The organism is Lentilactobacillus diolivorans DSM 14421, assembly GCF_001434255.1.
Taxonomy (GTDB): Bacteria; Bacillota; Bacilli; order Lactobacillales; family Lactobacillaceae; genus Lentilactobacillus; species Lentilactobacillus diolivorans.
The window spans coordinates 57,551-84,119 of record NZ_AZEY01000029.1; the positions used below are offsets into that span (position 1 = coordinate 57,551).

The 26,569-nt window shown below is 41.5% G+C and carries 16 protein-coding genes; 6 read left to right on the top strand and 10 right to left on the bottom strand.

The window, feature by feature from the left end:
* The first annotated feature begins 135 nt into the window (after positions 1-135).
* Positions 136-2,139, top strand: coding sequence for a right-handed parallel beta-helix repeat-containing protein (locus FC85_RS03660; protein WP_057864208.1), 2,004 nt, complete (start codon positions 136-138; stop codon positions 2,137-2,139).
* Between the two features lie 158 nt (positions 2,140-2,297).
* Here FC85_RS03660 and FC85_RS03665 read toward each other — a convergent pair whose 3' ends face one another.
* The 6 genes from FC85_RS03665 to FC85_RS03690 form a co-directional block, all read right to left on the bottom strand.
* On the bottom strand, positions 2,298-3,923 hold the full coding sequence (locus FC85_RS03665) for a glycoside hydrolase family 43 protein (RefSeq protein ID WP_057864209.1): 1,626 nt from the start codon (positions 3,921-3,923) through the stop codon (positions 2,298-2,300).
* A 58-nt stretch (positions 3,924-3,981) separates the two neighbouring features.
* On the bottom strand, positions 3,982-5,460 hold the full coding sequence (locus FC85_RS03670) for an MFS transporter (RefSeq protein WP_057864210.1): 1,479 nt from the start codon (positions 5,458-5,460) through the stop codon (positions 3,982-3,984).
* 286 nt (positions 5,461-5,746) lie between these two features.
* Positions 5,747-6,652 (bottom strand): AraC family transcriptional regulator, encoded by a 906-nt coding sequence (locus FC85_RS03675; protein WP_057864211.1) that lies wholly within the window; start codon positions 6,650-6,652, stop codon positions 5,747-5,749.
* A 619-nt stretch (positions 6,653-7,271) separates the two neighbouring features.
* Positions 7,272-9,491: a glycoside hydrolase family 3 C-terminal domain-containing protein gene (locus FC85_RS03680; protein ID WP_057864212.1), complete on the bottom strand. Its 2,220-nt coding sequence runs from the start codon at positions 9,489-9,491 to the stop codon at positions 7,272-7,274.
* 23 nt (positions 9,492-9,514) lie between these two features.
* A complete protein-coding gene (locus tag FC85_RS03685) occupies positions 9,515-10,693 on the bottom strand; it encodes an ROK family protein (RefSeq protein ID WP_225427545.1) in 1,179 nt (392 codons plus the stop codon).
* Between the two features lie 5 nt (positions 10,694-10,698).
* A complete protein-coding gene (locus tag FC85_RS03690; RefSeq protein WP_057864213.1) occupies positions 10,699-12,111 on the bottom strand; it encodes an MFS transporter in 1,413 nt (470 codons plus the stop codon).
* A 259-nt stretch (positions 12,112-12,370) separates the two neighbouring features.
* Here FC85_RS03690 and yicI point away from each other — a divergent pair, with 259 nt between their 5' ends.
* The 3 genes from yicI (at position 12,371) to FC85_RS03705 (ending at position 16,733) form a co-directional block, all read left to right on the top strand.
* Positions 12,371-14,653 (top strand): alpha-xylosidase, encoded by a 2,283-nt coding sequence (yicI, locus tag FC85_RS03695; protein WP_057864214.1) that lies wholly within the window; start codon positions 12,371-12,373, stop codon positions 14,651-14,653.
* Positions 14,654-14,789: 136 nt separating this feature from the next.
* A complete protein-coding gene (locus tag FC85_RS03700) occupies positions 14,790-15,521 on the top strand; it encodes a gamma-glutamyl-gamma-aminobutyrate hydrolase family protein (RefSeq protein WP_057864215.1) in 732 nt (243 codons plus the stop codon).
* A gap of 120 nt (positions 15,522-15,641) precedes the next feature.
* Positions 15,642-16,733: a M42 family metallopeptidase gene (locus FC85_RS03705; RefSeq protein WP_057864216.1), complete on the top strand. Its 1,092-nt coding sequence runs from the start codon at positions 15,642-15,644 to the stop codon at positions 16,731-16,733.
* Between the two features lie 248 nt (positions 16,734-16,981).
* On the opposite strand, the gene FC85_RS03710 is transcribed toward FC85_RS03705, so the two are convergent.
* Positions 16,982-18,775, bottom strand: coding sequence for an adenine deaminase C-terminal domain-containing protein (locus tag FC85_RS03710; RefSeq protein WP_057864217.1), 1,794 nt, complete (start codon positions 18,773-18,775; stop codon positions 16,982-16,984).
* 19 nt (positions 18,776-18,794) lie between these two features.
* A complete protein-coding gene (locus FC85_RS03715; RefSeq protein WP_057864218.1) occupies positions 18,795-20,129 on the bottom strand; it encodes an NCS2 family permease in 1,335 nt (444 codons plus the stop codon).
* Positions 20,130-20,329: 200 nt separating this feature from the next.
* On the opposite strand from FC85_RS03715, the gene add reads away from it, so the two are divergent.
* Positions 20,330-21,373 (top strand): adenosine deaminase, encoded by a 1,044-nt coding sequence (gene add, locus FC85_RS03720; RefSeq protein ID WP_057864219.1) that lies wholly within the window; start codon positions 20,330-20,332, stop codon positions 21,371-21,373.
* Between the two features lie 100 nt (positions 21,374-21,473).
* Here the strand turns inward: add and FC85_RS03725 are convergent, their stop codons facing one another.
* Both FC85_RS03725 and FC85_RS03730 read right to left on the bottom strand, forming a co-directional pair.
* Positions 21,474-22,121, bottom strand: coding sequence for a DUF6198 family protein (locus FC85_RS03725; RefSeq protein WP_057864251.1), 648 nt, complete (start codon positions 22,119-22,121; stop codon positions 21,474-21,476).
* A 59-nt stretch (positions 22,122-22,180) separates the two neighbouring features.
* Positions 22,181-24,484, bottom strand: coding sequence for a glycoside hydrolase family 31 protein (locus tag FC85_RS03730; protein ID WP_057864220.1), 2,304 nt, complete (start codon positions 24,482-24,484; stop codon positions 22,181-22,183).
* Between the two features lie 333 nt (positions 24,485-24,817).
* On the opposite strand from FC85_RS03730, the gene FC85_RS03735 reads away from it, so the two are divergent.
* Positions 24,818-26,560: a bifunctional metallophosphatase/5'-nucleotidase gene (locus FC85_RS03735; protein WP_057864221.1), complete on the top strand. Its 1,743-nt coding sequence runs from the start codon at positions 24,818-24,820 to the stop codon at positions 26,558-26,560.
* Positions 26,561-26,569 lie beyond the last annotated feature (9 nt).

A 26,569-nucleotide genomic window follows, 5' to 3' on the forward strand; every position in this document is an offset into this window, starting at 1 on the left:
GCTGAAGCTTGAAATATGATTGAATCGCGAAAATGATGTGGGCGATTCACGTGAGTACCAGCCATTTTGGGAGGTGGTTTGCCAGGTTCCTGCAAATTTAATGTCATATATTGTGAAATTAGAGGAGATGTTATTGTGAAAATTTACGTTGATGGAAATGCAAAATTTGATGGTAATGGCACGAAAGATCGACCCTATAAATTAATTAATGAAGCGGCAAAGGTTGCAATGCCGGGGGATGAAGTCCTCGTTTTTCCAGGTACTTATCATGAGAACGTTAATCCGGTTCATGCTGGGACAAAAGATGCACGAATTGTCTATCGAAGTGTTGAACCACTAAAAGCAGTTATTACTGGAGCTGAGCAAGTTAAAGCATGGGAAAAATATCAAGGCAATGTATGGGTTGCCAGGATTAAAAATGGCGTTTTTGGTTCATATAATCCGTATACAACGTATGTCGTTGGCGATTGGTATTTTGGCCCAGTCAATAAGCATACAGGTGCTGTTTACATGAATGATCTTCAATTCTACGAAACAGTGTCTATCGATGAGTGTCTTAAAGGTGATGTTTATCCAAGATCATGGGATCAGGCAAACTCAGTATATAAATGGTACACCGAACAGGACAAGGACAACAACGAGACCGTTATTTATGCTAACTTCCAAGGCAAAGATCCTAATGAGCAAGACGTTGATATCAATGTTCGCCGCGAAGTGTTCTGGCCACAGGAAACGGGAATTAACTATATTACCGTTAGTGGCTTTAATTTAAATAAAGCCGCAACGACTTGGGCACCACCGGCTGCCTATCAGGATGGCCTTATTGGACCGCATTGGTCGAAAGGGTGGATTATCGAAGATTGTGATATTAGCCATAGTCGTTGCGCGGGAATCTCATTAGGTAAGTATAAAGATCCTGATAATGATCATTACTTTACTTATAAACATGTTAAAAGTCCGACTCAAATGGAACGTGACGCGGTCTGTCGGGGTCAGTATCATGGCTGGTTAAAAGAGAAAATTGGTCATCATATTGTCCGTCGTTGCAACATCCACAACTGTGAACAGGATGGCATTGTTGGTCGCCAAGGCTGTGTGTTTAGTTTAATTGAAGATAATCACATCCATCATATTAATAATATGCAAGAATTAGCTGGTGCAGAAATTGCAGGAATTAAACTGCATGCCCCAATTGATGTGATTATTCGTCGGAACCATTTTGATCACACGACCATGGGGCTTTGGTGTGATTGGGAAGCCCAGGGAACGCGGATTACCCAAAATTTATTTGATCATAATTATGCGCCAGAGGGCACAGCACCACGGTTAGATGGTGCAATGCCGAGCCAAGATATTTGGGTTGAGGTTAGTCATGGCCCAACAACAATTGATAATAATTTATTATTATCTAAATCATCGTTGAAGATTCCAACCGAGGGTCTTGCTGTCATTCACAATTTAATTTTGGGATCATTTACGTACGTAGGAACCGGTACTGATTATCCTGGAAATGGCGCGCCACAACCTCGATTCACGCCATATCATATCCCCCACCGTACTGAAGTAGCCGGATTCATGACTATTTTGCATGGAGACGATCGCTTCTATAACAACATTTTTCTCCAGAACTGGCCGGCTAAAGATCCAGAACCTGAGGATAATGAAGAAGTTGGGACAGCTGTTTTTGATGACTATCCGACTTATGATGAGTGGTATCAGCCGTTTAAACCATTAGAGGGCAAGGCTGCCAAGGAAAATGACATGGAGAATTTGATGGCCGCGCAATTTAGTCATTTACCGGTCTGGTCCAGCGGTAACGTCTACCTTAATGGTGCGAAAGCTTGGAAAAAAGAGACCCATGACTTAGTTAACGATCGCGATCAAATCGATTTTAAATTGGTAAATGAAAATGGAAAATTGTCAATTAAAACCAACTTATATGATTTTATTGGTGACTTTAGCGACAGCATTATCAACACGGATGTTTTAGGCAAAGCCTTTGAGCCAGAGCAGCGCTTTGAAACCCCAGATGGTGATGACATTGAATTCAGTGAAGATTATTTTGGTAACCATCGCGGCGTTTCAACAATTCCCGGACCTTTCGTATCTGGGGAAGATGCGATGACGACCTTGTGGTAAAAGTTGCTTTTAAAACATATTATTTAGTGATTTGCACTGTTCACTTTTCTAGTGAATAATTATCTTAACTTTATAAAAGTATATTCAAAAAGGAGCATCTCACGGTCTATCCGGTGAGATGCTCCTTTTTGAATAACCTATCTTGTTATCTTAAATCATCATTTGTCATTCAATTCCTTATAATCAAAATAATCAAACGTTGCTATTTCATCGTAACCTGAATAATCAACTGCTGCTAGTCCCACAAATGCGCCGGTGAAGAAACCGCCATAAGTTTGGAGAACGTAATCGTCCGAGAGAACGGCTGCATCCAGCGTAACCGGAACTTCAAGCCAAGTTTCACCGTCAAATGAGTATTCATAGCTGTAGGTTTGTTTACGAACCTTGGTCTTAAACCAAACATATTCAACCCCATCAGGAATTTTGATTGCATCATCCTTTAGATACGACGTGTAGTTGCCACGGTTATTTTCAGCGACCTCGATGACCCGGCCTTTATTTTCATCAAGCGTAATGAAGATCCATGACCAATGTTTATCATTGTAGAAGTTCGTTAACCCGGCCATCTGCTGATAACTGAATGGGTCAAATTTGACTTTTGTTTCGGCATCAAAGTTAAAGGCTTGCCAACGACTGGCAATCATTGAAACATCGAAGTTGCTTGCGAGTGAGTAATGACCCACTAATTTTAGTTCGCCGTTACCAAATGATCCCATATGGTCGGTAAATGGCACGCGCAGTGTATTCCAATCGTAGTCAAGGGATGGGTTATCAAATTCATCGTGACGGGAATGGCTTAGTGGCGCATCCGTTTCAATCGCATCTTTTGGTGCCTCAACGGCAACCTGTCCGCCATGACCACCAACGACTCTTGGCCAACCCTGATCGTCCCATTCAACTTTTTGAATGGATGTTTCACGACCAAGCGTACTCCAACCACGGGGATCGTAAGCAGATTCGTTTTTATGATTCCAAGGTCGGGCACTTAATGATGCATAGTACCATTCGCCACCTGGTGTATTGACTAAAGCACCATGACCCTGTTTCTGGATGTAGAAATCCGGGGTGTCAAAATTAGTAATAAATGGATCGCCCGGTTCAGTTTCAAACGAATTAGCATCCAGTGTCTTGGAACGTGCGACCACTTCTTGGTGGGTAAAGACAGTACCACCTTGAGCTGCAAACAAGTAGTAATAACCATTAATTTGATAAAGATGTGGGCCTTCAACCAGCTTAACATCAGTTCCCTGGTAAAGCGTCTTGGCTGTTTTAGGCATTAATTTCATGGTATCGGTATTTAATTCAGTACATGTAATGCCGTCAAATGGGTGATGGTATTCTCGATGATCCCAAGTTTGCTGAACCAGATATTTACGACCGTTGTTATCATGGAAAAGAGAAGCGTCAAAGCCGACGCCATTTAATTTGATTGGGTCACTCCATGGACCAGTGATATCCGTGGCGGTTGTTAAATAATTAGTCATGTCCTTAAAGGCACCTTCTGTTACTTTAACATCAGTGAAGACTAACCAGAATTTGCCGTCAGCGTATGATAAGTCCGGCGCCCAAATCCCACCGGAAGCGGGATTGCCCTTCATATTCAGTAAGGTAGTCGTTGAAAGTGGGGATGGTAATAGTTTCCAATGAACCATGTCTTTTGATTCGTGGAGTCTGACGCCTGGGAACCATTCAAAAGTTGAATTAGCGATATAGTAAGTGTCATCAACTCTGATAATGCTTGGATCAGCGTTAAAACCAGGTAGTGCGGGATTTTGAATTTTCATGAGATTATGTTCCTCCTATATTTAAATGGATTTAGAATCAAAGCACAATGTTACGTATTTATAGTTTGCCTTCAGATTTTCGTTCATCGATTTCAAGGTTAATTCGATCAACATCTTTATCACTCAATGGGTAACGACTCATAATCCACATTGCGACGAATGCCAAAACAATTGGGATCCAGATCATTGACCATTGAATTCCCAGTAAGGCGGATGGGCTTTGTGTGGCTTTGGAACCATCAAACTTGAAGAATGCGTTGACGTATCCAGGAATGATTCCACCAAGTGCTAATCCAATCTTGAAGAATAAGCCCATGATTGCGTTAATAATTCCGGCAACCCGTTTTTTAGACTGATGTTCACCATAAGAAACAACTTCTGGAACCAATGACCACATGTAGCCAGTTGCTGAGGTAATTCCCCATTGCATTAGGAAACGGCCAACGTAACCGAGCAATGGTGAGTCTTTAAATGCTGGCATTTGCCAAACAAATAGCACCAGTTGACCAATCACGAAGAGAATCAAGAAGACATAGAAGAATTGTTTCTTACCAATTTTCTTTCGAATGATTGGCCACAGAAATACCAAGAAAATTCCTGGAATTGAACCAATCAGGTTAATGGAAGCCATCCATTCCGGGTGACCAACGTTGTATTGCATGTAGAACGGCCAAACGGTATTGCCAAAGAACATAAACGTGAACCCGATCAGGAAGAACATGCCAAGGACTTGAAGCGGCTTGTTACGTTTGATTTCGGCAAATAAATCTGAATATTTAACGGAAGCCGTTTCTTCTTTAGTGGGTAAAACCCGTTCTTTAACACCAAAGTAGGTAACCATCAATAAAATAAAGCCGATAATCATGTAAATCGACATGACTAAGAAGTAGGCACCACCGGCATGAGGAGATGTATAGTCACCTAAATTTAGTTTTAGACCAAACAACCCAACGTCCTTCATTTGTTTATCAGGAGAAGCAAGTTGAACAAATAAGGGTAGGAATGTATAAACCATTAAGTTACCAATATTTGCTTCAGTCATTCGAACCGTTGTTAAAGTAGAAACCTCATCGTTATCGCGGGTTAAGGAAGCGTTCAAGGCCCCATATGGAATGTTCACAAATGAGTAAATTAACGCAGTTGCCAAGTATGAAATAAACGCATAGATGACATTTCCCCGAACGGCTTCCATTGGGAAGAAGAGTAAGGCCGCACAGACGGTTAACGGAATTCCGAAGTAAAGTAAGAATGGTCGGTATTTTCCTCGTTTTAAATTACTTTTATCAACGACCGCACCAACCCATGGATCCCAAAAAACATTCACCCAACGAACAACTAAGAAGATTGTTGCTCCAACTGCTGCTGAAATACCAAATACAGTTGTTAAATAAAATAATAGCATTGAGCCAACTGTACCAAAAATCAGGTTTTGAGCCAGATCACCGGCGCCATAGCTGATTCGTTCGCCCCAAGAGAGTTTTGCGAACTCTTTTTCGGCAACGTGTTTGGTACCGGCGTCTTTCACATTATCTGCCATTTTCTGTACCCCTTTTTTATTAGTTTTGCTAACGCTGATTCATCCCCAACGCTAACTACAACTCGTATTGTATCCGCTTACAATACGGCGGATTAACTTCGTTGTTAACTAGTTTTTGTCAAATCGTGATCTTGAACTGACAGAGGATCCAGATAATTTTATTGGTGAACTAACTTTTTAGAACAATCTTTCCCGTTCTTTTGCATAAAAAAAGAGACAAATTCAATTCCACCTGTTTCAACAGATTAAATTGGATTTGTCTCTTTCTGACGTATAGTTTAATTGTTTATTCAAAGTAGCCGCTTTGAGAAACTGATCGGACGGTTCGTTTGTGGCTAATTTGTTTCCGATAAGCACTTGGCGTGGTCCCAGACCATTTCTTGAACTGCTTACTAAAATTGGAAATGGTACTTGAGCCTAGCATGAAGGCAACATCCTCAACGGAATATTCAGCGTATCCGAGTAATAATTTTGCCTTTCTAAACTTTTTTTCCTCGATAAAGTGGAGTGGGGTAACGCCATACACTTTACGAAAAGTGCGATGCCCGTAACCGTTACTGATCGCCATTTGTTTGCAGATTGTATTAAACGAAAGGGGTGTATTTTCAATATTTTCGACGCCCTCTTCGATTAAAGTGGCCATTTTTCGGGCAGCCTTTGCTTCTCGTTCAGTGAAATGCGGATGTTTCGTATTATCAAAATCGACAACTTGCTCAGTTAAGTCATACAAATAGGTGAGGAGGGCAATTTGAATCTTTAAATTAGTTTGTTCCGTGCTCAAACTAACATTCTTACTAAATTTAATAATATCAAGGGCAACCTGCTTCGACAATTTTGCGATCGGTTGTTCTGAAGGAATGACAGTATTGGCAAGATTAGTAATGATCGCTGACTTTAGCTTCAAACTTTCAAAATTAAAATGGAAACAAATGTAAGTGAGCTCTTTATCTTTATTAGCATTGCGATTGGTATGCAAAGACCCGGGTGAGATAATAATGACACTGCCAGGGCCATAGGTCATTGGTGCCAACCCTCTAATTTCTGTGGTTTGCTGTCCTTTTAAGATGCACATTAATTCAAAGGCTTGATGCTTTTGCTCAAAGAAACTCCAACCGCCGGGAACAGTGTGCATGTGACCGCCAAAAACATATAGTCCAGATTCAATAACCGGAATTGAGACAAATTTTTTCATGATATCATGACTTCACTTTCGGATAAATTAGGAATGACAGTTTACTCCTGTATCATATTAGATTAGGATTAGGTAGTCAATGGAAAGGGTTACAAACTTTGTCAAAATGGACATTGAATTTGTCATTTTGTGACCTGTGATGCCGAAAAATGAATTGTTATTTATCAACTTACTTTCCGAATTATAAAAATCATTGCTTGGGGGATTGATTCTTAAAACAATAGACGTAACAAATCACAGTTTGAAATCAAGATATGATTGGTCGATTTTTAGATTGAGATAAATTGAATGGAATTGGGTAAGGTTACGGGCTTTTATGGTAAAGGTAATCATCCAGATATGAAGTGGAAATAACTTTCGGTCATATAGGCAACATAGTCCCACATTTTAGACTTTAGGTATTTTTGTGGATTACCGAACCGAAATGTGGTTTAAAGGACTGATTCCAAAACATAGGACAAGTATCCCGATATTTTAAGGTTAGGAATGTTTGCCGAGCCAAAACGTGCGAAAACCCGCAGCTTCCGGCCATATAAACCCTCCAAGCCAGCATCCCCGAAACAGGGATGCTGGCTTGGAGGGTTTATATTCTGGAGGCTAAACGCGGGTTTTCACACTCTCACGAATTGCTCAACTCCAAAAATCTTTGAATCTGCTCCGGGGTCACGCCCACCGTCGTTGCTGCCCGCAACGGCATGTTTAGAAACATCTTGGCGGTTGCCGGATCACTTGTCATCACCTTATCGAATATTTCGCCGATTCCTGATTCATCCAAAGCGGATTTTAATTCAGGGTGATCAACCAAGACATTAATATAAGTGTTCATATTAACAATCAGTGGTTGGACAGGGGTCCAATCCAGCGAAATATCTTGATGGAGTCGGATATTCTGACTACTGGAGCCAATCAAAATTTCATATGAACCATTATCAACCTGCCAATTTTCGGTTGCTGGATTAAACCAACTAAATGCCCGCAATCCAAGTGTGAATGACAGTTGGGCTTCTTCGCCTGGATTAAGCCCAACCTTGCCGAAATCAACCAATTGTTTAGCTGCCATTTCAACGTGACTGGCATGATTGCCAACATAGATCTGGACGGTTTCTTCGCCCTGACGCTGCCCGGTGTTCCTGACCTTTAGGGAAACTAAGACTTGTTTGTCTTCAACACTAACCGTTAAGTTATGATAATCAAAATTAGTATAACTAAGCCCGAAACCAAACGGAAATTGAACCGGCAATTGTTTTTTATCGTAGTAGCGATAGCCCACAAAGCCGCCCTCACGATAATTTTCAATTTTGGGATCGGCATTGAAGGTGAGGTAACTTGGCGTATCTTCTAGTCGTTGTGGAAAACTTTCTGCTAGTTTGCCGGATGGCGTTACTTTGCCACTTAAGATATCCCAAGTCGCTTCGCCAACCGCCTCGCCAGCTAAGTACGTTTCCAGGATTCCAGCAACTTGATGGACCCATGGCATTAACAAAACAGAGCCGTTTTGAAGAATTACTACGGTATTGGGATTGACCTTTGCTACTGCCTCGATCAACTGGTTTTGAGATTGAGGCAGGTTAAGGTTATCTTTGTCAAAGCCTTCAGATTCTTGTTGTTCAGGGTACCCGGCAAATAACAGGACTTTATCAGCCCGCTTGGCAATGGTTACTGCCTGATCAATTAATTGATGATCGACTTCATCTTGGCTGAGTGAATATCCTGCTGCATAGGGTGTTTCGGGTCGGGCTTGGTCAATGGCTTGGAAAGGAGTGACAAGGTGATGTGCATTGACATGTGAGCTGCCACTTCCTTGATAGCGTGGCTTTTTGGCAAGTTCACCAATGACCGCGATTGAATCGACGGCACTAATTGGTAAAATATCATGATCGTTTTTCATAAGAACTATGCTCTTGGCCGCCAACTTTCTCGCAAATTGGTGTTGCGCATCCATATCGTATTTTTGCGGATCCCCTGATTGTTGTTGCCAATGGTCAATCATTGCCAGAACTCGGCTCACGGCTCGATCGAGAGTCGTTTCGGATAATTGTTTTTTCTTGACGGCAGTGACAATTTCGTCAGTTGACAGATCACCCTTGCCGGGCATTTCCAGATCCAGTCCAGCTTTGATTGCGGCCGTGTGATCGGCAACGGCGCCCCAGTCTGACATCACGAGCCCCTTAAATCCCCATTCGTTTCGAAGAATATCGGTGAGTAATCTGTGATTTTGTGAGTTTAGTGTGCCATTAATTTGATTGTAGGAACACATAATTGTTGCGGGATGAGCGTTTTTGACAACCTTTTCAAATGCAGATAAATAGAGTTCTCGTAATGTTCGTTCGTCGATATTGGAAGACATAGTGAACCGTTCGTTTTCCCGATTGTTGGCAGCGAAATGTTTAACACTAACGCCGACACCCTCATTTTGAACACCATTAACGTAGGCAGTGGCTAGTTCGCCCGTTAAATAGGGATCTTCTGAGAAATATTCGAAATTTCGACCAGCTAACGGACTGCGTTTTAAATTAATGCCGGGTCCAAGTAACACGCCGACGCGCTCTGCTTGAGCGGCTTTACCGAGATAATGACCAAGTTGGTTCATCTCCTGCCGGTCAAATGAACAGGCGGTTAACGCTGATGCCGGGAAGCAAACAGCTTCAATACTTTCTTTTAATCCCAAACCGCTCATAGAAGCATCCTGTTTCCGTAAACCTGAGGGACCGTCCGACATCATGAGTGGTGAAAGATTTAATCGGTCAATCGTTGCGGTATACCAAAAGTCTTTGCCAGAAACGAGAGCAGCTTTTTCTTCGAGCGTTAATTGGTTAATCAGTTGTGGATCAATTGCCATAATGAACGACACCTTTCTTGTGATTAGTGATGAAAAATTAAGCGGGTTCCTTCCATATCTAAAACCCGATGGATCGCCATTGAGGCGCCACCAAGTAATGTCGCATATTTAACGTCCTTTGACATGACCAGTGGTGGGACTAGTGGCATAAAGCCTAATTTCATTTGAACGTTTTTGAGAATTTCAGGGAGCTCTTCAATCAATGGTGAATTAAAAAAGATCATTTGTGGATCATAGGCGGCAATTAAGTCGGCAGTGACGATTGCAAGGTGGTAACAGAATTGCTCAATAATTTCAGTTACTTGAGGATCGTTTAAATTAAAATCACGAAGTAATTCATTCAACTGATAATGTTTCTTATTCTTTAATTTAGCGATTTTAGTCAGAATCTTGGTTTGTGACCACTCTGAATCAAAGTTAGGTAACTGAGCAAGCCGTCGTTTTTTCTGACCATTGTCTTGAATCATAATCCGGCCAATTTCACCGGCTTGGCCGTAATTTCCAGTGTATAGGTGGGTATTAATGATAATTCCGGCACCAATTCCTTCATGGATACTGATTGAAACAATATTTTCCAATTCTTGCTTACTAAAGTCCTGTTCAAAAATTGCGGAGAGGTTAGCTTCATTTTCAACTATTACGGGAACGTCGTATTTTTTCTTGAAATGACCAATAAGATCATATTCTTCAAAGTCAATAAACGGTGAAGTAACGACTTCACCGTTATAGACCACACCAAAGATTGCGATTGAGATGGCCCGCAAGCCATTAACCGTATCAAAATTTGGTAGTTGACTAATTTGATCTTCCATCATTGCAACAATGTTTGTGATTGATTGATTATCAATGTTTCGGGTGTTGTATTCCAACGTTCGGCCGTCGAGTTTGGCGGCTAACATTTCCAGTTCATGACCGGAAATACTAAAGTTGACCACGTAGCCATAAGCCGCGTTATACTCAACCAACTCAGGCTTACGACCACTCGTACCGGTTGATTTATCTTCCCCTAAACTTTTGACGAGTTTTCGATCAATGAATGTGCCAACGATGTCTGAGACCGTCATTTTATTTAGGCCTAATAATTTAGAAATATCATTTCTTGAAATCGGGCCGTTATTGATAATTGCCTGGAGGACAGACCGTTCATTGAAATCCCGCATCACGTCTTTATTAATAATCACTTTTTCTCTCTCACTTTTCATTGAAATTAGTCATCTGCATTCTCTTTTGCGTGTTTAGCAGCCAGATCACTTTGCATTTTCTTTTCGATACCATCAACATGATAGAACAATAAGGCGATGGCGGAAAGACCAAATCCAAGTAACGGCACCCAAATATAGTTTAATTCAATACCGTGCAGTGCAGCGGCTGACTGGTTTTGGTTGGCAACATAATGAGTGATTGAAAGAATCCATCCGGTAATGACACCGCCGATTCCCATTCCCAACTTAGCACTGAAGCTTGAGAATGAAGTCACGATTCCTTCAGCTCGAACACCATTTTTCCATTCACCATAATCAACAGCATCGGCTAGCATGACGGCGATCAAGCCAGATACATAACCAGTTCCAAGGTAACCAACAATTGTTGCAAAAATAATCATTGGGACACTTAAGTGGGTTGCACCAACGCTTAACAATAATTGGCCGGCGATTGCCATGACCATGCCCAAAAGCATTGTATTTCGTTTACCAATTAGTTTGGAAGTTAATGGGGTTAACACAACGGCAATCAATGAGACAAATTGTAGGCTTAGAACAAATGAAGCTAAACCAGCGTTATGCATATTGTATTTAAAGAAGTAAACGGTGACTTGAGAACGTGTTTGCATCCCCAACCAATAGATAAAGTTAATGAAGATAATAATTGCCCAAGGCCAGTTCCGTCGAAGCGCTTTTAGCGACTCTTTGATCGGAATTGATTGACGGGAACTCTTAGTCTGAACACGTTCCTTTGTATTTTTAAAGACAATTCCGAAAATAATCACAACGACGATTCCGACAATTAATGCCCAGATAAACCAGCCGTGGGCACTGGTCGTTGAGCCACCACCGAAGAACGCGACCATGCCTAATGTAATTCCGGTAATAATGGCTGCACCGGCAGTTCCCATAAACTGACGAATGGTTGAAAGTGTCACTCGTTCTTGGGGGTTGCTTGTTAATGATGGCAAAATCGAAGTAATTGGAATATTAACAGCTGAATACAAGACATCAACCCCAATATAGGTGACGTAAGCCCAAACCAACTTTCCGGTCAGGCTTAGATTGGGAGTGGTAAAGACCAAAACACAGAAGACTGCAAATGGAATTGAGAACCATAACCAATAAGGCCGGCTCTTTCCCCACTTCGTATGGGTATGATCGATCATAATTCCCCAGAAGGGACCATCAAAAGCGTCAACAATTCGGGCAACCAAGAATAAGGTTCCAACGGCGGCCGCACTGATACCAAATGTATCGGTATAAAAAATCATCAAGTAAGTTCCGACCATTTGAAATGACAGGTTGCACGCGAAGTCACTTAAACTATAGGCAAACCGTTCGTTCCAAGGGACCATATTCTTTAAGATTGTGGCCGGCTTGGCAATTGCTTTTTTCTCTGAAACAGGTTCATGCATAGTGAACACCTCTTAAATAGTTTTTGACGTTAATAAATTCAATTTACAAACAAATTGTATTGTAACCGGTTTCAAATGTCAACAAAAAATTAACGGTTACTTTTATATTATGAATACATTCTATATAAGCCAGCTAAACAGAGAGGACTAAGTTGATCATTAATTTATTGAAAGCGTTGACAATCTTTTGAATCATAGTTACACTATCGGTGACAATTAATAAATTCAACTTTCAAAAACAAAGTAGAGGTGTTTCTTAATGAAATTTACAGATGGATACTGGTTAACCCGGCCACAATATGAAATTGAATCACCAATGGAAGTGTTTGATTACCGAAAAACGGTTGATTCACTGACATTGTATGCACCCTTTAAGAAAATCAAGGATCGTAATGATGAACTAAACTTGGGAATGTCGACCATTAAGCTGACGTCACCGGTTGAAGGCGTCATCGGTGTTAAAATGACTCACTTTGACCAACCGACACACGGACCGTCATTTCAATTAACTGATGAGCATCCCAAGATTGAAATCGAAGCGGATGATCACCAAATTTCCTTTAAATCAGGTGAATTAACTGCTCAAATGCCTTATAAATCTGACTTTGAGATTGATTTCCAACATAATGGTAAAACGATTACAAAATCAATGGAAAAGGCTCAAGGCAGCATTACCGATAAAGTTGCTCACAAACACTACATGCGTGAGCAACTGTCAATGGGAATCGACGAGTTGATCTATGGTCTTGGCGAACGATTTACGTCATTTGTTAAAAATGGTCAATCCGTTGATATTTGGAACCAAGATGGTGGAACGGGTAGTGAACAAGCCTATAAGAATATTCCGTTTTATCTAAGTAGTGAAGGTTACGGTGTGTTTGTCAATCAGCCGGAAAAAGTCTCGTTTGAAATTGCTTCGGAAAATGTTGATCGAACTCAGTTCAGCGTTGAAGGCGAGTCACTTCAGTATTATGTGATTGATGGGCCAACACCCAAGGATGTCCTTAATAAATACACCCGGTTGACCGGCCAAGTTTCATTGCCGCCAGCTTGGTCATTCGGCTTGTGGTTGTCAACATCCTTTACGACGGATTACCGTGAAGAAACAGTCATGAAGTTTATTGATGGCATGCGTGATCGCCATATTCCACTTGATGTCTTTCATTTTGATTGTTTTTGGCAAAAGGGATTTGAGTGGTGTAATTTCCTATGGGATTCAGAACAGTTTCCTGATCCAGAGGGGTTAATTAAAAAAATCCATGACCGCGGCATTAAAGTTTGTGTTTGGCTGAATCCATACATTGCCCAGAAGTCACCTTTATTTGAAGAAGGGCGAGACAAAGGCTATTTTATTAAGCGTGAAGATGGGAATGTTTGGCAATGGGATCTCTGGCAGGCTGGTAATGGTTTCGTTGATTTTACAAATCCAGATGCTGTTAAGTGGTACCAAGGTAAGTTAAAGACGTTACTGGATATGGGTGTTGATTGTTTTAAAACAGATTTTGGTGAGCGGATTCCGGTTGAGGATGCCGTCTTCTTTGATGGATCTGATCCTAAACGTGAGCATAATTATTATACCTATCAATATAATGACGCTGTTTATGATCTTTTGAAGCAGGAAAAAGGAGAAGATCAGGCGGTTGTTTTTGCCAGATCGGCCACAGTCGGTTCCCAGAAGTTCCCCGTCCATTGGGGTGGTGATAACTTATCTCGCTATAAATCAATGGCGGATTCATTGCGGGGTGGTCTGTCGTTCCTACTTTCCGGCTTTGGCTTTTGGAGCCATGATATTAGTGGCTTTGAAGAGCATGCAACTCCGGATCTCTATAAACGTTGGACGCAATTTGGTTTACTATCTTCTCATTCCAGATATCATGGTAGTGTTCAATATAAGGTGCCATGGTTATTTGACGAAGAAGCGGTTGCCAACACCAAGAAGTTTGTGGACCTGAAATTATCGCTCATGCCGTACCTATTTAATGAAGCTGTTAATACTCATGAGACTGGCACACCATTAATGCGGCCAACCTTCTTGGAATATACCCATGATCGCAACACTTATTTCTTGGAACATGAATATATGTTTGGTAGTCGATTATTGGTTGCCCCAATTTTTAACGCGGAAGGAAACGTTAAATACTACTTACCAGCTGGGAAGTGGACGAATATTTTGACTGAGAAAGTCTACGATGTTTCTAAAGGCGGTCAATGGTTATCTGAACAGTATGACAACTTAACGTTGCCGCTGCTGGCTCGTGAAAACAGCATTATTTTGCGAAAACCAGGTGCTGAACATGCTGAATACGACTACACAGATCGTCCGGATATTCATTTGTATGAAATTGAGGGTGGCGCAGCAATTTCAACCCGAGTCGTTGATGAAAAAGGAAACGCGGCGGGTGCCGTGAAAGTGGTCCGCAATGGTAACCAGTTGACGGTTACGGCCACCGGCTTGAAAGGGACGCCCAAGATTCTGGTTCATGAGAATGGCGAGGTTAAGACTTTTGAGTTGCAAGGGGATCAGGTGACGATTCAAATTTAAAATTCAGTAATAAATAGAGGCTGCCAAAGTTACTCTTGAGAAATTCAAGATTAGCGTTGGCAGCCTTTTTACAATTGAATTTATCATTAAAAAGTTTATAATTAAATTCTAATCTAATGGGATGGAGAGTGAGAATATGATACCAACAATTGGAATGGTCGCGGATGTGACAATGCGAAAAAATTCATTTGCAGATTACATTACAGATGATGTTTCGGAGGCAATTAAGAAAGCTGGCGGACTGCCAATTATTTTTCCAACCTCGGATTCTAAGTATGCAGAAGATTTTTTAAGCAAATGCGATGGGATGGCGTTTCTGGGAGGACCTGATGTTGATCCAATTTTATATGATGAAGAACCAATTCCCGAACTGGGGTATACATATCGACAGAAAGATGAATTAGAGCTTGAACTGGTGCGCCAAGCATATGCAGCAGGCAAAGCGATCTTTGGAATTTGCCGCGGCATTCAAGTGATCAATGTCGGGCTCGGAGGAACCGTCTATCAAGATTTTCCAAGTCAAAGCGACCGGAAAGTTTTGAAACATTTTCAAGCAGCACCGCTTTCGGTAACGAGCCACCATGTCAATGTCATGGCAGGTAGTCATTTAGAGAAAATAATGGGTGATTACCCCATGGTCAATTCACATCATCACGAAGCCGTTAAGGATCTTGGCAATGATTTGAAAGTGACCGCAAGAGCTGCCGATGACTGTGTTGAAGCAATTGAGAGTATGAATTCGGATCAGTTGCTTGCCGTTCAGTGGCACCCGGAATGTTTATACACGAAGTATCCTGAACACGATGCGTTGTTTACTGACTTTGTTAACCGAGTAAAAAAACGGATGCAAAATGTCGATGCTGTTTAAAATGAAAACTATTACAAATAGATTTGAATATTTATTTAGCTGAAATAAAAGTTAATTGAGTTTTAACGTTGAGCGAATTTGTATCATTCTTTCAAATGAGCAAAAAGGAAGTGGTTTGTTGTGGATAAAACCCAACGATTGCAATTAATTGAGACGCTCTCAAATGCGAACGGTGCACCCGGGTATGAAGATGAAGTCACCAATCTGGCACTGAAATGGGGCGGCCATTTTGCCAATGCCAAACGTGATCCAATGGGAAACGTTTATTTGTCTCATCGTGGCAACGACGATAAAAAGCCAACACTGATGGTGGATGCCCATTTGGACGCGGTTGGATTTGTTGTCCAAGCAGTCGATGATAATGGGATGATCAAATTCGTTCCTAACGGTGGTTGGGTACCAAGTAATGTTGCTGCCCAAAAAATGCGGGTTCGGGATAAGAACGGTGATTATATTCCGGCGTTAGTCGTTTCTAAACCTCCTCACTTTATGATGGCCGCGGAGAAGAAGCAGCCGATTAGTATTGATCACATGCGGCTGGATGTAGGTTCAACGTCCAGAGAAGAAACGCTCAATGACTTTGGTATTCAGACCGGAGCGCCAATTGTTCCGGATACGACTTGGAGCTATAACCCCAAACATGATTTCATGATGGGCAAAGCGTTTGATAATCGAATGGGAACGGCAGCGGCCATTACCAGTTTAGCTGAACTAGCCGATACAGAATTGCCCGTTAATTTGGTGGTCGCATTGTCAACTCAAGAAGAAATTGGTTGTCGTGGTGCGCGGGTGACTTCAAGAAACGTTCATCCCGATATTGGAATTTGTTTAGAGGGTTGTCCAGCTGATGATACCTTCACACCGGCTTGGCTGAGTCAAACCAAATTTAGAGGTGGCCCAATGCTACGTGATCAAGATACCAGCTTTATTGCGAGTCATGATTTCCAGGCATTTGTTGCTCAAACAGCTGACGAATTGAAGATGCCATATACCAGAGCGGTTCGAACGGGTGGTGGCGTTGATGCGTCAGAAATGCTATTGGAAACAGGCGCCCCAACCGTTTGTATTGGGATTCCGGTTCGTTATGAGCATACCAATTATGCGCTGTGTGCTTATCCAGATTTTGAGAAGACGGTTCAATTAGTGACGAATCTGATTCCTAAATTAACCGTTGATCAGTTGAAAAAGTGGTATGTGGCAGTATCAAAATAAATGGTGTTGGAATAGCGGCTAGTTCTTGGAATTTACTTAAAAGGAAGGCCGTTCTAATCTTTAATTTGATAGCCTTTAAAAAAGCGATATGGTCATAAGCTAAATTGAAGTCTGATAAGCCTGATTAAAAAAAGATCCCGTGAAACCAGTATTTGTAGGTTATTCATTATCTACAAATACTGGTTTCACGGGATCTTTTTGATGGTTGATTATTTTGGTAGAGATCTTGGGATAAACGAGGGGTGTACCTAAACAGTTTGGCCGGCTTCACTTAATTTTAAAATCGGATCAAATAATTCCAGTTTAATACAATCAACGTTTCCCATATCGGTGATTGCTAAATCCGGAATTGCAGTGATTGGCAAAAATGACAGATAGAATAAAGGATCAGGTAATTTACTGCCGAGTTCACGAGTTGCTTGTTTCAGGTCACGTTCTCTTTGTGCTAATTTATCAGGTACAAGGTCAGTTGCAATTCCGCCAATTGGTAATTCAAGAAGATCAATGACTTTACCATCGACAACAACAATCTGACCACCACCATGTTCGATTAGCTGATTGGCTGCGATCGCCATATCATTAGTATTAGTGCCCAAAACAACCAGGTTATTGTCATCCGGAGAAGCTGATGTTGCGACAGCCCCTTGTTTGAGGGACCATCCCGAGACAAATCCTAATGATTGATTACCATTTTTGCCGTAGCGTTCAATCACGGATACGAGGGCAACATCTTTGTTGGGATCGGGTTGCACAATGCCATCCTTAACATCTAGGATAACGTCCCGTCGTTTTCGAACAAATGGGCCGACACTTTTAATTGTTTCAACATTGGCTTGCCCATTTTTTAAATCAACATGGTAGTCAAAATCTTGTGGTTGTAACCTCTGATGTTTTAGTCGGCCCTGTAGTTTGGAACTACGTTTTGGAGCGGCTAAATTAACCACCATTTGATTATCTTGGGCAACAAGCTGCCCTTTACTGATAACTGACTGAATATTAAAAGTGCCTGGCTGGTCAACTAATAAAATATCAGCATCTTTTCCTGGTGCAATCATCCCAATGTGATCATCAATTCGATAGGCTTCGGCGCTATTAATAGTTGCCATCTGAATTGCTGTCATGGGTGCGATACCAGCATTGATTGCCAAGCGAACCATATGATCAACGTGACCATGATCCAAAATATCGGTTGCGTTGACATCATCTGTACAGAAACTGGTATTTCGGGCAATTCCTGGGGCGACTTCCGTAATTGCCCGAATGTTTTCTTTCAAAAACTTTGTAACGGTTGATTCACGGATGATGACATGCAACCCTTTACGAGCCTTTTCGACGAATTCTTCGTGGCTATAGCTTTCATGATCCAATCGAACGCCGCTCATTAAGAACTGATTAAGTGCTTTGCCACGGGCCATTGGGGAACAACCAAAAATCGGTTGATGATATTTCTGAGCTAATGTGAGCGTTTTTAAAGTATCCTCATCACGAGTCTGAACGGCTTCACGAACGGTTTCCCAGACCCCAAAACAATTTTCCTGTTGTAAGAGTCCGGCTTGATCGTCCGAGTCAATGTCATAAGCAATGGTTGATTTAGGAAATGTATAAGGAGTTTTGTATGGGGCACCCCAAAATACTTTTAATGGCAGCTGATTGATTTCTGCAAAGATTTCTTCCAGGCCGTCTAAACCAATTGATGAAATATATTCATCAAGACCGGAGATGATACTGGTTGTTCCATGGGGAAGAACTGCTTGAGAAAAACTAGTCATACTCATTTTTGAGCATTCAACGTGAATGTGACCATCAATTAAGCCGGGAACCAAATACTGATTAGTTGCATCAATGTGTTTGGTGTTCGGACCAATGTAGTTTGTGATATCTTGGTCGACTGCAACAATTCGTCCCTGATAGATTGCGACATTGGTTGGATAATATTCACCTGTCATAACATTGACTAAGGTGCCGTGTTCGATAACGGTGTCAGCAGGAATCTCGGCTGCACCAGCTTTAATATAGTTACCTAATTCGTTTGTAGATAGCAAAATTTTTCCTCCATTACTTTTACAGAATGTTTAAAACATACAGCAACAGCACAAATACAAAGAACAGCGCGATCATAATCGGGTTGATTTCCTTGCGTCGGCCAGCAGCGATCATTGTGATCGGATAGATGAGAAAGCCAAATGCAATCCCGTATGAAATATTGTAGGTGAGTGGCATCCCGACAACTGTCAAAAAGACAGGTAGGGCAATTTCAAAGTGGCCCCAGTCAACCTGTTTTAACGATTGGGCCATTAACACGCCGACAATAATTAATGCTGGGGCAGTTACCTGCGAGGTGACCACTGTTAATAGTGGTGAGAAGAATAAGCTAAGTGTGAAGAAGCCGGCAGTGACCAAGGCGGTCAATCCAGTCCGGCCGCCAAGGGCAATTCCGGCTGAAGATTCAACGTAGGCGGCAGTTGGGGTGGTTCCCATGACTGAACCGGCGAGCATGGAAAAGGAGTCAGCCATCAGTGCCCGGCCGATTCGGGGCATCTTGTTATTCTTAATGAAACCAGCTTGTTGGGCCAGGCCAATTAACGTACCGGCCGTGTCAAAGAAGGCCACTAATAAGAAGATTAAAATAACAGCCCATAGCTTTGGTGAATTAAGCTGAGGTAAATGGGTAATGCCGACAGCAAAGGTTGGGCCAAGACTTGGCACTGACGAAATTAAATGGGTTGGTAAATGAATGAGACCTGTAAATAGGCCTAACAGCGTCGTTGCGATCATCCCAATAAAGATTGAACCCGGAATTTTTTTAGCCATTAGAATTGCGATGACAAAGAGGCCAAAGATACTTAGCCAAGTCGTCGGCACAGTTAGTGAACCGATTTGGACCAGTGATGGTTTACTACCAACGATTAAGCCGCTTTCCTGTAGGCCGACAAAGGCAATAAAAATGCCAATTCCCGCGGCCATTGCGAGCTTTAGATCATTAGGAATGGCATTAATTACAATCTCTCGGATTTTAAAAATTGAAATAATGGTAAAAATAACTGATGCAATCACAATTCCTGCCATTGCTGTTTGCCAAGAGATGCCCATTCCTAATACAACCGAATATGTAAAGAAGGCATTGTCTCCAAGCCCCGGTGCAATTGCAATGGGGTAGTTGGCTAAAAAGGCCATTAATAGGCAGCCGATAATAGCGGATAATGCAGTAGCCGTAAAAACAGCGCCTTTATCCATTCCAGCGGCCCCTAAGATACTTGGATTAACAAATAAAATATAAGCCATTGAAACAAAGGTGGTTGTTCCAGCCACTGTTTCGGTTCGGGCATTGGTATTTAGTTCACTTAAATGGAATCGTCGATCTAGCCATCCGTGACGTTCCTTTGTAGCAGTTTCCATACTTTAATCCACCATCCTAATATAAAGTTCGTGTTTATCTAGAATTATGGCATAGATAATTGATAAAAGCAACGCCTAATCGTTAAGCAATGAAATGATATATTTAAGGAAATAACTATTTACGAGGTTGAAATTACGTGTTATTCTAACAATATAATAAAATTAAAAGCGAATGTTCGTATTTTAGGAGGAAGATCACTTTGACAGATGTAACCCGAGAATTTCTTCAACAATTACCAAAAGCCGAACTACATATTCATCTTGAAGGAACTTTGGAACCAGATCTTAAATTAAAGCTGGCCCAAAAAAATCACATTAATATTGGTCAGAATACAATTGAGGAAGTCAAGAAAAGTTATCAGTTTGATGATTTGGCTTCGTTTTTGGCAGTTTATTATCCAGCACTGGCTGTGTTACAAACTGAACAGGATTTTTATGATTTGGCCTATGCCTACCTATTGAAAGCAAAAGATAATCATGTTCGTCACGTTGAATTATTCTTTGATCCACAGGCGCATACCAGTCGTGGGATCAGCTTTGAAACGGTTATTAATGGATTTTATCGGGCAACTCAGGATGCCAAGAGTTTCGGTGTTGATGCGCAATTAATTATGTGCTTTTTGCGGGACTTTTCTAAAGAATCTGCCCGGCAAACGTTGTTGGAAGCCAAGAAACATCGTGATAAGATTCTTGGAATCGGGTTGGATTCTGACGAGCATCATAATCCACAAATGAAATTTGCGACTCATTTTGAAAACGCCGTGTCTCAGGGATATCATATTACGATGCATTGTGATATTGACCAGGTTGACTCAATTGATCATATTAAGCAGGCCTTGGAAGTCATTGGGGTTGAGCGACTGGATCACGGGACTAATATTGTTGAAAATCCCGATCTGGTTGACTTTGTTAATCAAAAACAGATTGGTATGACCACTTGTCCGAAGTCGAACAGTTTCGTCAGTGCTGATATGAAGGGTAAAGAAATTACCGATTTGTTGGCCAAAGGAATTGAAGTTAGCGTCAATTCCGATGATCCGGCATACTTTGGTGGCTATATTTCCGAAAATTATTGGGCCCTTGCTGAAGCATATGATCTATCAGTCGACCAAGTTGTTCAAATTGCCAAAAATTCATTTAACAGCTCGTGGATCAGTGATCAACAAAAGCGGAATTATGTTCAAGAAATTGATGATTTTGTTGCTAACTATGATTTTGAGAAAACAACAGACTTAGTTCAATAGTCATTTGATTTATAAAAGGAGCTTCTAGTAGACATTTTTGTCTACTAGAAGCTCCTTTGTTAGATGTTGGATCATAATCACTGCTTGGGATGAGTTACGGTTAATGCGCCATCGAGCCTCGTTTTTTCGTTCGAAAATTATGTTTTAAGCGCGGCCACACGTACTTATCTGCTGTTTGAATAATTAATCCATTGCAGATAATTGAAAAGAAGGTGCCAATATTAACCGCAAATAAGTTTTGGGTGACTGCGAATGAAATCATCATCGCCACAATTGGTGGGATAAAATCAATTAACTGGGCAGCCACTGCACTTTTACGAAGGTAAAAGAATCGCAAAATGTTGGTTGTATCGTCATTGGGATGCATTAAAATGTTGGCTCGCTGATATAACGAAATGGCTGTGCAGAAGAAGATAATTCCTAAACAGGACAAAATGGCACGAACGATAATTGGTAGATTACCGATACCGGCTGAATCAAATAAATTTACGAAGAGATTGACGAAGTAACTAAAGAAACAAACATAACCGATTTCGCCAACAAATCGCGGCCAATCCCAACGTTTAATCAAAATTTGATTAGTGACCGTATTCAAAAAGCCGATGATGAATAAAATGGCACCAACGTTGATGTTAAACCAACGGCTATAATTGACGGCTGATGCAGTCCAAACGGCACTTCCCATGTTGGCCGAAATCGTTAGCGCGTTACCGAACGCATTTAGAATTAAACCGGAAATTAATCCAATCAAGCGTTGTTTAAATGTATTTTTGATGACCAAGTCCCTCTCTCTCCAAACTAATCGTGTTAAAGATACCGGCTGGTTCGTGGCTCGTAGGTCAAAGTCACGGTCTTTTCAGGTAGGACAACTTTAATTTTCCGATAGACGCTTTTGAAACCTTGGTGCAGAAGTTTAACACTGACCTGATTGCGATTAACAGAGATGGCGTAGCGATTGAACTCACCTTTTTGGTAGTTGAAGTCCATACCATTATCCTGGTAATGATCATAGTGCCCCTCATCACCCCAAACATGGAAGGTCATTTCGTCATCGGGGTCTTCTGAAATGTGGTCGACTTGTTGGCCCCATGGTAGGATTGCGTTTTTCTGGACGAACAAAGGCAACTTATCTAGTGGTGCGTTGACAACGATATCTTTGCCGCCGGTATATTCACGGTGATTCCAGAAGTCAATCCATTGACCAGCAGGTAAATAGACCAGTCGCTTGGTTTGTGACTTTTCAACAATTGGTGCTACTAACAGACTGTTGCCAACCATGAACTCATTATCAATATCTGTCACGCGTGGATCATCATCGTAATTGAGAACCAGTGGGCGCATGATCGGCAAGCCGGTTTTGGTTTCTTGGGCAAACAGATCGTACATATAAGGAATTAAGTGATAGCGCAGTTGTAAATAACGTCGATAAATGGAGAGGGTGGGTTCGCCAAAACTCCAAGGTTCTTGGTGACGGGTACCCATGGCACTATGATTCCGTAATAACGGACTAAAGATCGCTGCTTCAATCCAGCGAGTTAATAATTCAGGCGTTGTGTCGGAACCAAAGCCACCGATATCGGTTCCGGCAAAGGCAAACCCACTCAAACCAAGATTGCATAGTTGGGGAATCATCATTTGAATGTGAGCCCAAAGACTGCGGTTATCGCCTGTCCAGACCGTTGAATATTTCTGAGTGCCGGCGTAGGCAGCTCTTGTAATGATATATGGTCGTTTGCCTTGATGGGTTTTAAGTCCTTCATAAGTCGCTTTTGCCATATTATGACCATAAACATTATGCATTTTCTGGTGGGCTGATTTAAGCTCTTGATCACTAAAGACAATATTGTCAGGGATGTCACCATCAAATGAAGCCGGTTCATTCATATCGTTCCAAATGCCGGCAACCCCAATATCGGTTAAAAATTTGGTGTTTTGAGCCCACCAATTACGAACTTCGGGACGACCAAAGTCAGGGAAAGCGGAATCACCTGGCCAAACTTTGTTGATATAGACTTGACCATCGGGTGTCTTTACAAAATAGCCTTTTTTAACACCTTCTGAATAAACTGAATAGTCAGGGTCCTTTTTAACCCCGGGGTCAATAATGGTCACAATTTTTATCCCACGTTGTTTCAGATTTTGAAGAAAGGCCTTGGGATCATTTTGGTAAGCCTCATTATTCCAAGTAAAGACCCGGTAGCCACGCATGTAATCAATATCAAAATGAATGGCGTCGCAGGGGAGTTTGGATTTCTTTAGATGATCGGCAATGGTTTCAACTTCCTGTTGGCTGATGCTGTATCCCCAGCGTGATTGCTGATAACCCAGCGTCCATTTTTGTGGTAACGGCACCCGACCGGTCAAGTAGGTGTAATTAGTGACGACATCCTTGAAGGTTTGACCCCCAAGGATGTAGTAATCCAAGTTGCCGGCAACGGCAGAGTAAAAATAATAGTTGGAATTTTCCTTGCCCATGTCAAAGTGACTGCGATAAGGGTTATCAAAGAATAGCCCATACGGATAGCCATTTTTTAAACCGTACATGACCGGAATGGATTTATATAGTTTAGTGAAATTTTCCATTTGAGGTGCGGGATTATCGGTGTTCCAATTGTCATACTCATAGCCGCGTTTATCCAAGTAGCCGGTTTTATCACCCAAGCCGTAGAGATGTTCGTTAGCCGCTAATGATTTAACGACTTCGTAATAACCGTTGTCATCCCCGTTAACGGATTGTGAAACGGTGTGGCCCTCCGCTTCAACCAACTGTTTATGAGCTTCATCGATTCCTCGGTCTAGCGGTGATCGGCTGCCCCGATAGTCGGTGATTAGCTGATGGTCTGCCTGGTCGTAAACATCGATATGCTGATCGGCATCGATTTTTAGAAGCAATGAATCAGTTTTTAATTCATAGTGATTATCATTCTTATTTAAGGTGAAAGTTGTTGGTTGTTGTTTATTGCCCTCGACGGCGTAAGACTGACCCTTATCACCACGGAATTCGAAAACGCGGATAATTTCGGGGGTTAGAACTGAAATTTGAAGATGACGATTTGGATAATTAAATGTCATTGTTTGATTAGCTTGCGTGACTGACGGTAATGTTTCCATATCAAGACTTCCCTTTAAGTTTAATTCAATATTGATTTTCAAACGTAGGTATACATCTATCGTAACAGTTTCAGGGAGGTAATTGATTAATGAACTTTTAAGTTGTTCATAAAAATTGGTGGGTGAACGTTCAAAAACAAATCATTGCATTTTAACATCGCCGTTGATAACGGGACGTCTTCAAAAACAAGAAAATTTTCTTAGCCCATTTATCATACATGCCCTAACCGATTAAACGATTTACTTTCTGTTAAATTAGGCTTGTGGTTTGCATTTCTCAATGGTAAACTTTCTATGTAAGCGCTTTACTATATTGATAATGGGGGGCAATTTATGTTCAAGGGGCGGTTTTTCAAGGGAGCAGTTTTGCTGGGATTGTTTTTAGCATCGTTTTTGGCATTTAAGCAGGAAGTGCTTGCAAAGTCAAATTCAAATCAAGAAATACCCGTTCAACTATTAGGTGTCAATGATCTCCATGGTGGTTTGCAGACGAACGGTAAATTTGTGATGGATCAGGTAACTGTGAATAATGCTGGTGGCCTCGCCAGACTTGGTGGTTACCTGGATCAAGAGGAACAAAATTTTAAAATCCTTCATCCCGGTGGCGTGACGCTAAGGGTTCAAAGCGGTGATATGGTTGGTGCGAGTCCTGCCAATTCAGCATTACTAGATGATGGCCCAACGCTTGCAGCATTACACGCGATGCGGATTAAGGTGGGAGTTCTTGGTAATCATGAGTTTGACCATGGCATTGATCAATATTTGCGTGAAGTTGATGGCGTGACTCCGTCAACTGATTATTTGAATAATCCTTTACAGATTCAAGCTATTCAGCAATATCCATTTGTTAATACGGGAATGAAGATGCTAATTGCAAATGTTCTGGATAAACGAACTCATCAAATTCCTGTAGGCTATCGTCCTTATACCATTCAAAAAGTCACGGATCCCAAAACCAACCAATCTGTTCGAGTGGGATACATTGGTATATTAAATACGAATTTACCTGGAATTGCTAAAAAATATCAATTTTTAGACGAGGCTCAAACGATCGCCAAGTATGACAATTTGTTACGGGGGAAAGGAGTTAAAGCCATCGTTGTTTTGGGACATACAGGTGCAGTCACTCAAGATGGCCAAACAACCGGGGATGCTGTTAACGATTTAAAAAAGTTAAAACAGATTGATCCAAATAATAGTGTCGATATTTTCTTTGCCGGTCATAGTCATCAGTATGCGGATGGTTGGGTAGACGGGATTCCTGTTTTACAGGCAGGATTTCAAGGTAAGGGATTTTCTGAAGTAACGGGCAGCCTTAACTTTCAAACGCAAGATTTTGATCATCGGACGTTGAATGCAACCGTGAAGCCAGTTTACTCAGCTGCAAATGATCCGGCATCGTTTAAAAAGAGTCTGGCCTTTTATGAAATCACTAATATTATCAACGATGCTAATCAAAGAGTGGCACCAATTATTAATACAAAAGTTGGTTCAATTGCTGGTGGTCAAACAATCAGTAATGAACTTTCGAATAATAAGGAATCACAAGCAGCCTATGTTGTTGTCGATGCGCAGAGAAAGATTGCCAACCAACAGGGTCATTCAACCGATATTGCCATTACGAGCAACGACTCAATCAGAAGTGATATGACAGCTCAGGGGGATGGCAGTGTCACACTGGGGACGTTATATAATATGCAGCCGTATGGCAACAGTCAGCCAATTGTAGAATTGACCGGCCAAGATATCATTGAGTTGTTAAATGAACAGTATACAAAGTCGCAATTATATTTCTTGCAACTTTCTGGGCTGACCTATCATTTTAAAGCAGCAAGTGAAGGCGGGCAATTGGCAACCGTTTCAAATGTTCAGGTTGATGGTAAGCCAATTGATCAGAATGCGAAATATCACGTTCTGACAAATGATTATTTATCAACTGGCGGCGATGGCTACCTTGCATTTACAAAAGGAAAGATTGTTGATAACGCTGGCCAGGATATTGACTTATTAACTGCATATTTGCAAGCAAATAGTCCAATCCAAGTACCACAATTAAACCGAAAAATTCAGGATTAATAAGGGGAA

What these genes read in the sequence shown, in the direction of transcription:
- FC85_RS03700 (WP_057864215.1), top strand. Translation starts at nt 14,790, where the DNA reads ATGATACCAACAATTGGAATGGTCGCGGATGTGACAATGCGAAAAAAT.
- FC85_RS03685 (WP_225427545.1), bottom strand. Translation starts at nt 10,693, where the DNA reads ATGAAAAGTGAGAGAGAAAAAGTGATTATTAATAAAGACGTGATGCGG.
- yicI (WP_057864214.1), top strand. Translation starts at nt 12,371, where the DNA reads ATGAAATTTACAGATGGATACTGGTTAACCCGGCCACAATATGAAATT.
- FC85_RS03715 (WP_057864218.1), bottom strand. Translation starts at nt 20,129, where the DNA reads ATGGAAACTGCTACAAAGGAACGTCACGGATGGCTAGATCGACGATTC.
- FC85_RS03680 (WP_057864212.1), bottom strand. Translation starts at nt 9,491, where the DNA reads ATGGCAATTGATCCACAACTGATTAACCAATTAACGCTCGAAGAAAAA.
- FC85_RS03670 (WP_057864210.1), bottom strand. Translation starts at nt 5,460, where the DNA reads ATGGCAGATAATGTGAAAGACGCCGGTACCAAACACGTTGCCGAAAAA.
- FC85_RS03675 (WP_057864211.1), bottom strand. Translation starts at nt 6,652, where the DNA reads ATGAAAAAATTTGTCTCAATTCCGGTTATTGAATCTGGACTATATGTT.
- FC85_RS03735 (WP_057864221.1), top strand. Translation starts at nt 24,818, where the DNA reads ATGTTCAAGGGGCGGTTTTTCAAGGGAGCAGTTTTGCTGGGATTGTTT.
- FC85_RS03665 (WP_057864209.1), bottom strand. Translation starts at nt 3,923, where the DNA reads ATGAAAATTCAAAATCCCGCACTACCTGGTTTTAACGCTGATCCAAGC.
- FC85_RS03730 (WP_057864220.1), bottom strand. Translation starts at nt 24,484, where the DNA reads ATGGAAACATTACCGTCAGTCACGCAAGCTAATCAAACAATGACATTT.
- FC85_RS03690 (WP_057864213.1), bottom strand. Translation starts at nt 12,111, where the DNA reads ATGCATGAACCTGTTTCAGAGAAAAAAGCAATTGCCAAGCCGGCCACA.